A 13,532-nucleotide genomic window follows, 5' to 3' on the forward strand; every position below is an offset into this window, starting at 1 on the left:
CTGACGAATCAGCCGACCAGTCGCCTGTCCAATCGGCTGACGAATCGGCTGACGAGTCGCCTGACGAACCGGCTCACCGGCGGCGTGCCGTGGGCACCTTCTCCAGCACCAGGATGTCGAAGACCGGGGCGGGGATCGGCGGGTCCAGCAGTTTGTGGGACACCTTCCGCCATCCCCACCGCCGGTAGATCGCCTGGGTCCGTGCGGCCCTGGGCTGCACCGACAGTGTCGCCCGCTCGGCACCGGATCCGGCGATCAGCTCGTCGTGGATCCGGTGCCCGATCCCGATGCCGCGCCAGCCGGGCAGCACGCCGTAGTCGATGACGGCGAACGTCCTGGTCCCGGTCTCGGTCGCGAACTCCTCGTCGACCGGTTCGGCCAGCCCGGTCCACCAGCGGGCGTCGGCGGGCAGCAGGTATCCGTACCCGAACCCGACGAACTCGGGGCCGGATCGCGCGGTGGTCAGCCGGAATCCGGGCCGGTCGACCAGCTTGGGAAAGTAGCAACGCTGGTTGGCGAACTCCGCGTCGTTCCCGCTGAAGGGCGGCAGTGAGAACACCGCCTGATAGAGGTCGCAGATCGTCCCGGACAGCGCGAGCGACTCCCGGCGGCCGCGCGTCTCTATGATCATGTTTTCGGTGGGGGCCATGCCCGCCTCCTCGCCTCCTTCGAACCGCCTTCCCTTGGGGCGGTTTCTTACCCGTGGACGGGCGGGGCAGCCGCCCCGGTTCCCGTGCCGAGGGCGAGGCGGCGGGTCAGACTTTCGTGACGTCGGTCAGCGGTACGGAGAGGTCGGCGAGCCGGTCGGGGCTGACTGTCGCACCGCTGCGGATCAGATCCTGTGCCGGTGCGATGCCCTCGTCCCACTGGTTGACGTGCATGCCCGCCACGACGCGCCCCTCGGCGAGCCAGAAGGCGTGGAAGGCCCCCGCCTCCAGGTCCCCGCGGATGACCACGGAGTCGTATCCGCCGGGCGCGAACCAGCCGGAGAACTCCATGCCGACGTCGTACTGGTCGGTAAAGAAGTAGGGCGGCCGGTCGTGGACGACCTGCCTGCCGAGCATGGCCTTACCCGCGGTCAGGCCCCCGTTCAGCGCGTTGGCCCAGTGCTCGACGCGGATGCGGGTGCCGTACAGGGGGTTGAACGCGTTCGCCACGTCACCGGCGGCGTAGACGTCGGGGTCGTCGGTGCGGAGGGACTCGTCGACGACGATCCCGTTCTTCACCGTCAGGCCGGCCCGCTCGGCGAGTTCGGTGTTGGGGCTCACGCCGACACCGACGATCACCACGTCGGCCGCGATCTCCTCCCCGTCGTCGATGGCAACCGCGGTGACGCGTCCGGAGCCCAGCAGCCCGGTCACCTCGCGGCCGAGCCGCAGGTCGACGCCGTGCCGCCGGTGCACGTCGGCGAAGAAGGCCCCCAGTTCGGGGCCGAGTGCGGCGTGCAACGGCACCGCCCTCGGCTCGACGATCGTCACCTCGCAGCCGTACTCCCTGGCGGCCGCGGCGGTCTCCAGCCCGATCCAGCCCGCGCCCACGACGGCCACCCTGCCTCCGCCGCGGATCGCCTCACGCAACCGTTCCGAGTCGTCGAGGCTGCGGAGGTAGTGCACGCCGTCCAGGTCGGCGCCGGGCACGGTGAGGCGGCGCGGTGAGGCGCCGGGAGCGAGGAGCAGCCTGTCGTACCGGATACGCCGCCCGTCGTGGAGTTCCACCTGGTGCGCGGCCCGGTCGAGGTCCGTCACGCGGCGTCCGAGCAGCGGTTCCACCGAGTTGTCGGCGTACCAGCCCTCGTCGTGGACGTAGACCTTGGCCTTCTCCTCCTTGCCGAGCAGGTAGCCCTTCGAGAGTGGGGGGCGCTCGTACGGCAGCTCGGTCTCGGCTCCGATCAGCGTGATCCGGCCCGAGAAGCCCTCCTGGCGCAGGGACTCCGCCGCCTTGGCCCCGGCCAGGCCCGCTCCGACGATGACGAACGTCTGCTCGGTAGTCATGTTCCCCTTCCTATCCGATTCCCACGCCGGTTCCAACGATCGCGAGAAGCCCGGTTCCCGTGCGTCGGGACGGAGGGCGGGGTCGACGGCCGACCGGCCTCGGGGCGGGGCATCGGAGTGGCGGGCGCCGGGGGACCCTCCGGGGAAACGCACAACCGGTTCCCGGCCCCGGTACGGGATTGAGCACGCTTGTCGGAACACGTCCCCAAAACGGACGGTAAATCAGCGAAAGAAGCGCGGCCGGGACACGATCCACTTACTCTCGGGAATTCACAAGAAAGGCATGCGAGCCGCCTGCCGGAAAAACACGCCGATCCTCCATAATCCCTTTCGTGCATGTCACACTGGGTTCCCTTGTGACCGGGCCAGGTATGCGGAATCACAGGCGGCGAGGTCGCGCAAGGCTTCCAGTCGATTACCCGAGGAAATTTTCGTTTACCCTGCCGGAAACCAGATTCCGCACTCCAGGAAAGGGGGGCCTATATATTTCCTACGCCATCAAGCTCGCACCGTGGACGGGAATGCCTATGCCCCGGCCCGCGGCGCGCCGTTTTGATAAGGAGCATGCCGCATGCCATTGAAGCGACGATTCGCCCGAGCCACGGTCAGCTGCGCGTTCGCGGCGGCCGCCGTCCTGAGCCTCGGAGCCTTCTCACCCGTCCCGCCGACCTCCCCGGACGGCTCGCCGGCCTCCACGGTCCAGCCGGCCTCCCCGGACGGCTCACCGACCTCCATGATCCAGCGGGTCGACCCGCCCCCCAGGCCCACGGCACGCGCCCTGACCGCCGACGAGATTCGCAGGAGGGGGCTGGACAAGTACATCGACATGTCCCTCCAGCAGGAAACCCCTCCCCGGATCGTCGACACCAACCAGGGCAAGTTCGCCAGCGGCATCCTGTCGCCCGCCAGGCAGTTCTCCAACACCTCCAGTAATTTCACGTCGGGCTGCTGGTACCTGACCACCACGTACGGGGCCCCCGGTCGCAACGGGGCCGCTTATCACACGTGGTGCGGCAACGGCGCCCAGGTCACGTACACCTCGGCGAGCTGCACGGGGAGCACCAACCTTCCCAGCTACATGTACGAGGGCTGCCAGAACATCCAGGCGTACGGGGTCGGCTGGAACGTCTGGGACGTCACGGACGGATGGCGTTTCTGCACCTCCTACAACCCCTACACGGGCGTGTGCTCCTCCCGGGCATACCCGTGGCAGAAGAACCGCTACGGGGCGAACGGCCAGGTCTGGCTCCTCGGATGGGGTGGCTAGGGACCGACTCCCGAACTCGCGTTTCGCGGCGGCGCCGGCCTCACCAGGCCGGCGCCGCCGCCGTGTCATCTCCCGGCTTCCCCGGCATCCCCGGCATCCCGGCATCCCGGCTTCCCCGGCTTCCCGGCTTCCCCGGCTTCCCGGCTTCCCGGCTTCCCGGCTTCCCGGCTTCCCGGCTTCCCCGGCATCCCCGGCGTGCCGGTGACGGACCCGGCGCGCGAACCCCGAGCTCCTTGAGCGTCGGCGGGACGGGCATGACGAGTCCTGGCCTGGCGGACGCGACAGATAATTCATCACTTGTTGATTTATTGGCCTCTCCGGCCTAATGTTGCAGCACGCATCAGACGCAGCGACGCAGGGAGCGGCCCGATGGACGGCATGGAGCGTGACCGGCCGGCCGACGACATCCCACCCACGACGCCTCCGGCACGGCCCCCGCTGCCTCGGGGAGACGTGCCCCCACCCCTCATCCTGAAATTTGAGGACATCGGGGCGGAGATGTTGCCGCTGGTCGGTGGCAAGGCGGCCAATCTCGGCGTGCTGACCAGCGCCGGGCTCCCCGTTCCCCCGGGCCTGTGCGTCACCACCGAGGCCTACCGCAGGGTCACCGAACGGACCGCCCTGAAGGACGTGCTCGCCGCGCTCGCCACCACGCCCGCCGGGGACATCCCCGCCCTGAACGCATTGGCCGCGAAGGCCCGCGGGATCGTGCTCGCCGCGCCGGTCCCCGACGACATCGCGGACACGGTGAGGGGCGGCGCGAACGGCCCCGTCGCGGTCCGCTCCTCCGCGACCGCCGAGGACCTGCCGCACGCCAGCTTCGCCGGACAGCAGGACACCTACCTCAACATGATCGGCGCCGACGCCGTGCTGGACGCGGTCCGGCGGTGCTGGGCCTCGCTCTGGACCGACCGGGCCGTCGCCTACCGGGCCGCGAACGGTATCGGCCACGGTGCGGTGCGCCTGGCGGTGGTCATCCAGAAGATGGTCCAGTCCGAGACGGCCGGGGTGATGTTCACCGCCAACCCGGTCACCGGGCGGCGGCACGAGGCGGTGATCGACGCCAGTCCCGGTCTCGGCGAGGCGGTGGTCTCCGGCGCGGTCAACCCCGACCACTTCGTGGTCGACACCGCCACCGGCCGGATCACCGAGCGCCGCCTGGGAGACAAGCTGGTGGCCGTACGGTCACTGGCGGGCGGCGGCGTCGAGCACGTCGAGACCCCCGCGGACCCCGTGGAGAGCGCCTGCATCACCGACGCGCAACTGGGGGCGTTGGCCGAGCTCGGCGACCGGGTCGAACGGCACTACCGGACACCTCAGGACATCGAGTGGGCGATCGACGCCGCCGGAGTCCTCTGGCTGACCCAGGCGCGCCCCATAACCACCCTCTACCCGATCCCCCACCACGCGGAGTCGTCCGGAGGTCCCGTGCCCGGCGACACCCGGATCTACTTCTGTTTCAGCCTGGCCCAGGGGCTGTACCGGCCGATCACCCCCATGGGCATGTCGGCCTTCAGGCTGCTGTCGTCATCGGTGTTCGAGATGCTGGGGACGCCGGTGGCCGACCGGCTGGCCGGCGCCCCGCCCGTCACCGAGGCGGGCGGTCGGCTGTTCTTCGACGTCACCGGCCTCATCCGCAGCCGGGTGGGCCGGGTGGCCTTCCCGAAGGTGCTCGACGTGATGGAGGCCAGGTCCGCGAAGGTGCTGCGCGGACTGTTCGACGACCCCCGGTTCGGCGTCATCCAGCCCTCGCTCCGGCCGCCCCTGCGCCGGGCGGTCAGGATCGCGGCCCGCTTCCACATCCCGCGGCGCGCCGTGCGGGCCCTGCGCGCCCCCGCCTCGGCGCACCGGGACGTGGAGCTGCTCCGGGAGCGTCTGCGGGGGCGGCTCCCGGCACCGCGGGGCGCCACCCCGGCCGAGCGTCTCGACCATGTCGAGCGGATGCTGGGCGGCCAGATCTTCCCGCTGCTGCCGACCATCGCCCCGGCCGCCGCCGCCGGGTTCGCGATGCTCGGCCTGGCCGCCCTGGTGCTGGGCGACCGGGTCAGGCCCGATGAGCTGGAGACGGTGCTGCGCGGGCTCCCGCACAACGTGACCACCGAGATGGACCTGGCACTGTGGCGGCTGGCCACCCGCGTCCGCGAGGACGGCGAGGCCGCCTCCCTGCTGCTGGGCGCCCCCGCCACCGAGCTGGCCGAGCGCTTCCACGCGGGAACACTGCCCGGCGTGCTGGGAAGTGGTCTGGCGGACTTCCTCTCCGTCTACGGCGTCAGGGCGGTCGCCGAGATCGACCTCGGGCTGCCACGCTGGTCAGAGGATCCGACCCACATCATCGGCGTCCTCGCCAACTACCTGCGGCTGGAGGATCCCGCCCTGGCCCCCGACGCGCTGTTCGCCAGGGGTGCCGCCGAGGCCACGCTCATGATCAAGACCTTGGGCGGGCGCGCCGGAGGACTGCGTGGGCGCCTCGTCCGATTCGCGCTCGGCCGGACCCGCGCGCTGGCGGGCCTACGCGAGATGCCCAAGTACGTCATGGTGACCGCCCTGGCCGCGATGCGGGCCGAGCTGCTGGCCGTCGGTGCCGAGCTGGCCTCCCGGGGCCTGCTGTCCCGCGCCGACGACGTCTTCTTCCTGACCTTCCGCGAGGCCAGGGCGGCCCTCACCGCCCCCTCCTCACGGGAGGCCGGCGCGCCCACGGCCGACGGTGACAGGCCGACGCCCGCCCCCGCCCCGGCGGAGGCCGGCGCGCACCCGTCCGAGGTGGCCGTACGACCCGCACTGGGAGATCTCGTGGCGCGGCGACGTGCGGAGGCCGCCCGCGAGCTGCGCCGCAGGCACGTCCCCCGCGTCCTGCTGTCGGACGGCACCGAACCGGAGGCCATCGCCGTACGGGCACCGGTGGACGGCGCGCTGACCGGCACCCCGGCTTCGGCGGGCACCGTCACCGGCCGCGCCAGGGTCGTCCTCGACCCGGTCGGCGCGCACCTGGAACCCGGGGAGATCCTGGTCTGCCCCTCCACCGACCCCGGCTGGACCCCGCTGTTCCTAACCGCCGGCGGCCTGGTGATGGAGATGGGCGGCGCCAATTCCCACGGCGCCGTGGTGGCCCGCGAGTACGGCATCCCGGCCGTCGTGGGCGTGAGCGGGGCGGCCAAGCACATCGTCACCGGCCAGGAGATCACCGTCGACGGCGCCTCCGGCGTCGTCACCACCTGACCGGCGGCTCAGGGCCCCTGCCGGATGAGAGGGGGAGCCGGGCCTGGATTCCGCGCCACCAGATGGAATGATCGTGAGAAGCCGTGGCATTCTCGCGGCCGGCGGGGACGAAGAAGATCACATGTGGTGCACGACGTCACCGACACCGATCTGGTGCTTCAGCGACTGCACGGGCCGACGATGCTTGAGGCGTTGCGGCGGCGGCCCCGGCGGACGACGGCGTACGGCCGGCTGCTCGGCGAGCTTCACCACACGTTGCACGCGGTCACCGCGCCCGACTGGCTCCCGCGCCGGTTCGCCGGCGAATCGGATCACCGGGTGTTGCACCTGGATCTCCACCCGGCCAACGTCATCCTCACCGACCGCGGACCGAGTGTCATCGACTGGTGCAACGCCGCCGCCGGGGATCCCGCGGCGGATGTGGCTCAGACCCTGGTGCTGGTGGGGAGCAGTGACGTGCCGGGGTTCGTCGCCCGGCTTCGCAGGCGTGCCCTCCTGCGGGCGTTCCGGCGTGAATGCCGTATCGATCCGGCATCGCGCACCGCCGAGGTCATCACGGCGCGCCTGGCGGACCCGAACATCACCGCGACCGAGGCGGCGCGACTACACGACCTGTGCCACAGCACCTCGGCCGTCAAGCGGGGTACGGCGTGGCGGTGACGCCCTCGCGGCCGGGCCGGCGGCGCCGCGGCACCCGACCGATCGTCCGGTCGCTCGAATCCCGTACGACCAACTCCGGTTCGAAGACAACCTGGCGGTGCTGGTGGCTGCTGTCCTCGGTCACCTCCTCGATGAGCAGCTCCGCCGCGGTCCGGCCGAGTAACTGCCGGGGCCGGCGGACCGAGGTGAGCGGCACCGCGGCGGCGGCCGCGAAGTCGATGTCGTCGTAGCCGACGATCGCGAACTCCTTCGGAATCCGCACCCCCGGCGGGTCCTGGTCCTCAACGAGCCGACCCGTGGCGTCGACATCGGCGCCAAGGCCGAGATCCACGCGCTCGTCAACGAACTCACCGCTGCCGGTGCGGCGGTCCTCATGGTGAGCAGTGACCTGCCGGAGCTGCTCGGCGCGAGCGATCGGATCGTCGCGACGCCGACTGATCCACCCCCTGAGGAGCAATCATGAAACGCACCACCATATCCACATTGGCCATCGCAGGCGTGCTCACCCTCGGCCTGAGCGCGTGTTCGGACTCCACCACAGCCGAGGGCGGCAAGCCGTGGCCGGCAGGCTTCGGCAACGATCACGCCGCCGACCGGGCCGCCGACCGGGCCGACGCCCTGGTGAGCCGCGAGGAGCGATCGTGAGGGCGAGATCCGCCGCTTCGGCAACCGTTACCACCTCTACGGCACCAGCTACGGCTGCGGCTACGAGTGGCAGCGTCCCGGCGCGCCGTTCTGCGGTTTCCGGTCCTACAGCTCCACGGACCTGGTGCACTGGAACGACGAGGGTGTGGGGCATCACTGGGCGCTCGGGGCCGGGAACCGGGTAGCCGAGCTGAAGGCGGTCGCGGAGCTGCTCGACATCGAGTTCCGCGAGCTGCGGGTATGAGACCGGAGGGGGGCCTCGACCGGGCGCCTGCGGGGGGAGCATGATGGCCTGATGTCGTACGCTGACGCGTTTGCCCGCAGTATCACCGACCCGGAGGACTTCTGGGCGGAGGCCGCCGAGGCGGTCGCCTGGAGCAGGCCCCCGCGCGAGGTGCTGGACGCCGGGGCTCCGCCCTTCTACCGGTGGTTCCCCGACGGGGAGCTGAACACCTGCCACAACGCGCTGGACCGGCACGTCGAGGCGGGCCACGGCGACCGTCTCGCGCTGATCCACGACAGCCCGGTGACCGGTACCGGCAGGCGCTACACGTACGCCGAGCTGCGTGACGAGGTCGCCAGGTTCGCCGGGGTGCTGCGCCACCTCGGGGTGGAGCAGGGCGACCGGGTGGTGGTCTACATGCCGATGGTGCCGGAGGCGGTGATCGCCATGCTGGCCTGCGCGCGGCTGGGGGCCGTGCACTCGGTGGTGTTCGGCGGATTCGCGCCCAAGGAGCTGGCGGTCAGGATCGACGACGCGCGCCCCAAGGTGGTCGTGTCGGCCTCCTGCGGGATCGAGCCCACCCGCGTGGTGCCGTACAAGCCGATGCTCGACGCCGCGCTCGACCTGGCCGGGCACCGGCCCGCGCACTGTGTGATCCTCCAGCGCGAGCAGGCTCCGGCGGAGCTGGTGCCCGGGCGGGACGTCGACTGGGCGAGCGCTACGGCCGAACCCGCCGAGTGCGTGCCGGTGAAGGCGACCGACCCGCTCTACATCCTCTACACCAGCGGCACCACCGGGCTGCCGAAGGGCGTCGTACGCGACAACGGCGGGCACGCGGCGGCGCTGCTGTGGAGCATGGCCAACGTCTACGACATCGCCCCCGGCGAGGTGTTCTGGGCGGCGTCCGACGTCGGCTGGGTGGTCGGGCACTCCTACATCGTGTACGGGCCGCTGCTGCGGGGCGCCACGACGGTGCTGTACGAGGGCAAGCCGGTCGGCACCCCCGACGCGGGCGCGTTCTGGCGGGTGATCGCCGAACATCGGGTGAACGCGCTGTTCACCGCGCCGACCGCGTTCCGCGCCATCAGGAAGACCGACCCGGAGGCGGCCCTGCTGCGCGACCATGACATCTCGTCGCTGCGGACGCTGTTCCTCGCCGGGGAGCGCCTGGACCCCGACACCTACCACTGGGCCGTGGAGAAGCTCGGCATCCCGGTCATCGACAACTGGTGGCAGACCGAGACCGGCTGGCCCGTCGCGGCCAACCTGCGCGGCCTGGAACCCATGCCGGTCAAGCCGGGCTCCCCCACCGTGCCCGTCCCCGGCTACGACGTGCGCGTGCTGCGGGCCTCGGGCGCCGAATGCGCCCCCGGCGAGGAGGGGGCGATCTGCATCCGGCTCCCGCTCCCGCCCGGCACCCTCCCCACGCTCTGGCAGGACGACGAGCGCTATGTGAAGTCCTACCTGTCGGCCTTCCCCGGCTACTACCTGACCGGCGACGGCGGCTACCTCGATGAGGACGGCTACCTCTTCGTGATGGGCCGCACCGACGACGTGATCAACGTGGCCGGGCACCGGCTGTCGACGGGGTCCATGGAGGCGGTGCTGGCCGCGCACCCGGCGGTGGCCGAGTGCGCGGTGATCGGGGTCGCCGACGAGCTGAAGGGGCAGGTCCCGCGCGGCTTCGTGGTGCTGAAGAGCGGGGCTTCGGTCGATCCCGAGACCCTGCGGGCCGAACTGGTCCTGGCCGTCCGCGAGCAGGTGGGCGCGGTGGCGGCGCTGAGACAGGTGGACGTGGTCCCGGCGCTGCCGAAGACCAGGTCGGGGAAGATCCTGCGCAAGACCATGCGCGGCATCGCCGAGGGCATCGACGAGCCCGTCCCCTCGACCATCGAGGACGCGACGGTGCTGGACGTGCTGCGCCCCATCGTCGGGCGCGGCGCCACCACCCGGGACGACCGGGACGCCGACCCCCTCCGCTCGGGCTCCGGCGACGGCTGATAGGCCGGCCCCGGCCGGGCCGCCGGGATCAGTCGCCGGAGACGATGCGGGCGTGAAGCAGCGCGGCGGCCGCCGGGTCCCAGCCGAACGCCTCCCGCCCGGCCAGCCATGCCGCCGCACCCGCGCCGTCACCCGCCAGGACCGCCGTGGCCCCCAGCTTCTCCCGTACGGCGGAGCCGACAGGTCCCTCGCCGGTCAGCACGCTTCCGGCCAGCACGATCGGGCTCGTCTCGCCCGCCGGGCGGACCTCGGCCACCGTCTCGCAGAGCAGCCTGGCAGCGGTGGAGGCGATCTCCAGGGCGGCGGGGTCGCCCTCGTCCGCCGCCCGGCTGACGAGCGGGGCGAGCCTGGCCAGCTCCAGCGTGGGCCGCGACTGCGCGCGGACCACCAGCCTGATCGCCGGCGCCCGTGTCTCCTCCGTCGCCTCCTCCGCCGTCCCCCCGGCCTTCCCCTGCGGGAGCGGCTCGCCCTCCAGCAGGGCACCGATGACGAGGCGGGTCAGCGTCCCGCCCGCGTCGCCCCGGCTGAGGGCGCGGGCGGCGGCGCGGGCCGCCTGTCTGCCCAGCCAGAACCCCGAACCCCGATCGCCCAGGAGCCAGCCGAGCCCGTCGGCGATCATCACGGGCTCGCGGTCCTCGATCCTGGCGGCGATCGCCCCGGTCCCGGCGATGAGCACGGTGCCGCGTGGCTCCGCCGTACCGGCGGCGAAGGCGATGCCCAGGTCGCCGGTGAGCCGGGGCCGGGCGCGCAGGCCGGCCGAGGCCCACATGGGGGCGAACACCAGCCGGTCCAGCGCCCCGGCGCCCGCCATCCCGATGACCGCCCCCGCCACCAGGCTCGGGTCGACTCCGCGCAGGGCCTGCCGCAGAGCCAGGCCGATGTTGGCGACGGCGACGGCATTGCCGTGTGCCGCGGGGTTCCCGCCCCCGGCCGTGCCGTATCCGGCCCGCCGACCGCCGGAGTCGATCAGGAGCGCGCGTGAGGACGTCCCGCCGATGTCCAGGCCGAGGACGTACATCGCGTTCAGAGGTGCTCCCCGAAGAACTTGGCGACCGCCTCGACCGCCCGGGTGACGTGCGGCTCGGTGTCGTAGAGGTCGATGTGGAGCCTGGTGTCCAGCCAGACGAGCCTCTTGGGATCGTCCATCCGCCGGTACGCCTCCTCCGCTCCCTCCGGGGAGCAGAGGCGGTCGACCACGCCGTGCACGATCAGCCCCGGCTTGGGCGACAGGAAGTCGGCGCCCGTCATGTTGTCCAGGGTGATCAGCTCGCGGAGGGAGGCCCTGGTCACCGCGTTGCTCCAGTGCGCCGAGGCACCTCGGGAGGTGCCGTAGTAGGCGAACGGCTCGTCGCCCGGCATCGCCGCCTCCCCCTCCCCCGCCACCGCGGGCAGGTACTCCACCTCACCACCCAGGTCCTGGCGCTCCAGCACCCGCGTGAAGGAGGCCAGCGCCTCCTGGTACCCGGAGGGCGACATCCCGGCGCGTACTCCGTAGGGGTTGCTGTACGCCCCCGCGATGCCCGCGAACGCCTTCACCCGGGGGTCGAAGGCGGCGAACCTGAGCGCGTAGCCTCCGCCGAGGCAGATCCCGACCGCGCCGATCCTGGCGCCGTCCACCTCCGGCCGGACTCGCAGCAGCGAGACCGCGGCCCGCAGGTCCTCCAGCTTTCCCTGCGCGTCCTCGTGGTTGCGTGGCTCGCCACCCGACTCGCCCCAGTTGCGGTGATCGAAGGCCAGCGTCACATATCCCGCTCCGGCCAGCCTGGACGCGTACAGGCCGGTGACCTGGTCCCGGGTGCCGGTGAACGGGCCGGTGAGGACCAGGGCGGGATGCGGGCCCGGCGCCGCCGGGATCCGCAGGTCGCCGGCGAGGGTGACCCCGCCGACGGTGAACTTCACCTTTTCGGACATGCTTCAAGTCTGTACGTCCCGCACGGCGGAAGCCAGCGGTTCCGTCGGCCGGCCCCGTCACGGCCCCGTCACGGCCCCGTCACGGCCCCGGCCGGCGGGGCTCCATCGGCCATTCCCCGCCCTGGCCGGCGGCGGTTCCGTCGGCCATCCCCGTCCCCGGCCGGTGTGGGCAGGGGACGGGGACGTCCCCTAGGAGTCGAACCCGAGGCCCATCCGGTCCAGGGTGCGCAGCCAGAGGTTGCGGCGGCCCTCGTGCAGGTCGGCCTGGGCGATCGACCAGCGGGTCATCTGGATCCCGACCGAGCGGACCGGCTCGGGCGGGAACGGGACGGGCTTCTCCTTGACCATCCGCAGCTCGGTCCGCTCGGTCCGCTCGCCGCTGAGCAGGTCGAGCATGACGTTCGCTCCGAACCGGGTCGCGCCGACGCCCATACCGGTGTATCCGGCGGCGTAGGCCACGCGCCCGCCGTGCGACCGGCCGTAGAAGGCGCTGAACCGGCTGCAGGTGTCGATGACCCCGCCCCACCTGTGGGTGAAGCGCAGCCCGGACAGCTGGGGGAAGGTGGTGGAGAAGTGTTCGGCCAGCTTGACGAAGGTCTCGTCGCGCTGCTCGTACTCGGGCTTGATCATGCCGCCGTTGTAGTAGACCGCGTCGTAGCCGCCCCAGAGGATCCGGTTGTCCTCGGTCAGCCGGTAGTAGTGGAACTGGTTGGCCGCGTCCCCCACCCCCTGCCGGTTGTGCCAGCCCACCGAGGCCAGCTGGTCGGCGGAGAGCGGTTCGGTCATCAGCGCGTAGTCGTAGACCGGCACGAGGAAGTGCTTCAGCCGCCGCAGCAGCGGCTGGAACACCCCCGTGCCGAGCGCGACGTTGCGCGCCCTGACCATGCCGTTCGGGGTGAGCAGGTCCAGGCTCGTCGGAGTGTCCTTCATGGTGCGTACCGGCGTGCGCTCGTAGATGCGCACGCCCACCGAGAGGCAGGCCGTTCTGAGCCCCCAGGCCAGCCGGGCGGGGTCGAGCATGGCGCAGCCGTCACGCTCCCAGTGGCCACCGATGTAGGTGGGCGAGTTCACCTCCGCCCGGACCTCTTCCGCGTCGAGGACGTCGAAGCGGGTGCCCAGCTCGCGGGCGATGTCGAGGCTCCGGTTCATCTCCTCCAGCTGCCACGGCTCGGCGGCCACGTGCAGCTCGCCGGTGCGCTCGTAACCGCAGTCGATGCCGTACCTGGCGATGGCCTCGCCGAGCTCGTCGAGGTTGTCGACGCCGAGGCGTTCGAGCGTGGAGATCTCCTCGGGCCAGCGCTCCAGCCCGTTGGCGAGGCCGTGGGTGAGCGTGGCCATCGCGAAGCCACCGTTGCGTCCGGAGGCGGCCCAGCCGATCCTCCGTCCCTCAAGCAGGACGACGTCGAGCGACGGGTCGCGTTCCTTGGCCATCAGGGCGGTCCAGAGCCCGGAGAATCCTCCGCCGACCACTGCCAGGTCGGCGCTCGTTTCACCGAAGAGCCGCGCCAGCGGCTCGGGTTTCGCCGCACTGTCGAGCCAGTACGGCTTGCGCTCCGCATCAGCAAGAGCCTTCAGCGGATCCACAAATCTCACTTCCCTACGTGAGTCAGATTATCTT

At 71.7% G+C, this 13,532-nt stretch carries 11 protein-coding genes; 5 read left to right on the forward strand and 6 right to left on the reverse strand.

From position 1 onward, the window contains the following. Nucleotides 1-73: 73 nt before the first annotated feature. Nucleotides 74-649 carry a GNAT family N-acetyltransferase gene (locus tag OIE13_RS21935; RefSeq protein ID WP_326828638.1) on the reverse strand — a complete coding sequence of 192 codons (576 nt, stop codon included), beginning with the start codon at nucleotides 647-649 and terminating at the stop codon, nucleotides 74-76. Between the two features lie 106 nt (nucleotides 650-755). Further along, entirely contained in the window at nucleotides 756-1,991 is a 1,236-nt protein-coding gene (locus OIE13_RS21940; RefSeq protein WP_326828639.1) for an NAD(P)/FAD-dependent oxidoreductase, read from the reverse strand. A 571-nt stretch (nucleotides 1,992-2,562) separates the two neighbouring features. On the opposite strand from OIE13_RS21940, the gene OIE13_RS21945 reads away from it, so the two are divergent. The 3 genes from OIE13_RS21945 (at nucleotide 2,563) to OIE13_RS21955 (ending at nucleotide 7,134) form a co-directional block, all read left to right on the forward strand. Then, the gene (locus OIE13_RS21945) at nucleotides 2,563-3,258 is read left to right on the forward strand and encodes a hypothetical protein (protein ID WP_326828640.1); all 696 of its coding nucleotides are present in this window, start codon (nucleotides 2,563-2,565) and stop codon (nucleotides 3,256-3,258) included. Between the two features lie 369 nt (nucleotides 3,259-3,627). Next, nucleotides 3,628-6,474, forward strand: a complete 2,847-nt coding sequence (locus tag OIE13_RS21950; RefSeq protein ID WP_326828641.1) for a PEP/pyruvate-binding domain-containing protein — start codon at nucleotides 3,628-3,630, stop codon at nucleotides 6,472-6,474. A gap of 123 nt (nucleotides 6,475-6,597) precedes the next feature. Further along, nucleotides 6,598-7,134: a phosphotransferase gene (locus OIE13_RS21955; protein ID WP_326636837.1), complete on the forward strand. Its 537-nt coding sequence runs from the start codon at nucleotides 6,598-6,600 to the stop codon at nucleotides 7,132-7,134. On the opposite strand, the gene OIE13_RS21960 is transcribed toward OIE13_RS21955, so the two are convergent. Then, nucleotides 7,109-7,591: a substrate-binding domain-containing protein gene (locus OIE13_RS21960; RefSeq protein ID WP_442811522.1), complete on the reverse strand. Its 483-nt coding sequence runs from the start codon at nucleotides 7,589-7,591 to the stop codon at nucleotides 7,109-7,111. The genes OIE13_RS21955 and OIE13_RS21960 overlap by 26 nt on opposite strands. Nucleotides 7,592-7,593: 2 nt before the next feature. On the opposite strand from OIE13_RS21960, the gene OIE13_RS21970 reads away from it, so the two are divergent. Next, the gene (locus OIE13_RS21970; protein ID WP_326636835.1) at nucleotides 7,594-7,779 is read left to right on the forward strand and encodes a hypothetical protein; all 186 of its coding nucleotides are present in this window, start codon (nucleotides 7,594-7,596) and stop codon (nucleotides 7,777-7,779) included. A 295-nt stretch (nucleotides 7,780-8,074) separates the two neighbouring features. Continuing rightward, on the forward strand, nucleotides 8,075-10,003 hold the full coding sequence (locus tag OIE13_RS21975) for a propionyl-CoA synthetase (RefSeq protein ID WP_326636834.1): 1,929 nt from the start codon (nucleotides 8,075-8,077) through the stop codon (nucleotides 10,001-10,003). A gap of 28 nt (nucleotides 10,004-10,031) precedes the next feature. Here the strand turns inward: OIE13_RS21975 and OIE13_RS21980 are convergent, their stop codons facing one another. The 3 genes from OIE13_RS21980 to OIE13_RS21990 all read right to left on the reverse strand — a co-directional run bounded on the left by OIE13_RS21980 (nucleotide 10,032) and on the right by OIE13_RS21990 (nucleotide 13,498). Continuing rightward, the gene (locus OIE13_RS21980) at nucleotides 10,032-11,021 is read right to left on the reverse strand and encodes an N-acetylglucosamine kinase (RefSeq protein ID WP_326828642.1); all 990 of its coding nucleotides are present in this window, start codon (nucleotides 11,019-11,021) and stop codon (nucleotides 10,032-10,034) included. Between the two features lie 5 nt (nucleotides 11,022-11,026). After that, nucleotides 11,027-11,914, reverse strand: coding sequence for an alpha/beta hydrolase (locus OIE13_RS21985; protein WP_326636830.1), 888 nt, complete (start codon nucleotides 11,912-11,914; stop codon nucleotides 11,027-11,029). Between the two features lie 189 nt (nucleotides 11,915-12,103). Then, nucleotides 12,104-13,498, reverse strand: coding sequence for an NAD(P)/FAD-dependent oxidoreductase (locus OIE13_RS21990; protein ID WP_326646989.1), 1,395 nt, complete (start codon nucleotides 13,496-13,498; stop codon nucleotides 12,104-12,106). Nucleotides 13,499-13,532: the final 34 nt, after the last annotated feature.

This window comes from Streptosporangium sp. NBC_01810, from assembly GCF_035917355.1.
GTDB lineage: Bacteria > Actinomycetota > Actinomycetes > Streptosporangiales > Streptosporangiaceae > Streptosporangium.

What these genes read in the sequence shown, in the direction of transcription:
- OIE13_RS21950 (WP_326828641.1), top strand. Translation starts at nt 3,628, where the DNA reads ATGGACGGCATGGAGCGTGACCGGCCGGCCGACGACATCCCACCCACG.
- OIE13_RS21970 (WP_326636835.1), top strand. Translation starts at nt 7,594, where the DNA reads ATGAAACGCACCACCATATCCACATTGGCCATCGCAGGCGTGCTCACC.
- OIE13_RS21975 (WP_326636834.1), top strand. Translation starts at nt 8,075, where the DNA reads ATGTCGTACGCTGACGCGTTTGCCCGCAGTATCACCGACCCGGAGGAC.
- OIE13_RS21940 (WP_326828639.1), bottom strand. Translation starts at nt 1,991, where the DNA reads ATGACTACCGAGCAGACGTTCGTCATCGTCGGAGCGGGCCTGGCCGGG.
- OIE13_RS21985 (WP_326636830.1), bottom strand. Translation starts at nt 11,914, where the DNA reads ATGTCCGAAAAGGTGAAGTTCACCGTCGGCGGGGTCACCCTCGCCGGC.
- OIE13_RS21935 (WP_326828638.1), bottom strand. Translation starts at nt 649, where the DNA reads ATGGCCCCCACCGAAAACATGATCATAGAGACGCGCGGCCGCCGGGAG.
- OIE13_RS21980 (WP_326828642.1), bottom strand. Translation starts at nt 11,021, where the DNA reads ATGTACGTCCTCGGCCTGGACATCGGCGGGACGTCCTCACGCGCGCTC.
- OIE13_RS21945 (WP_326828640.1), top strand. Translation starts at nt 2,563, where the DNA reads ATGCCATTGAAGCGACGATTCGCCCGAGCCACGGTCAGCTGCGCGTTC.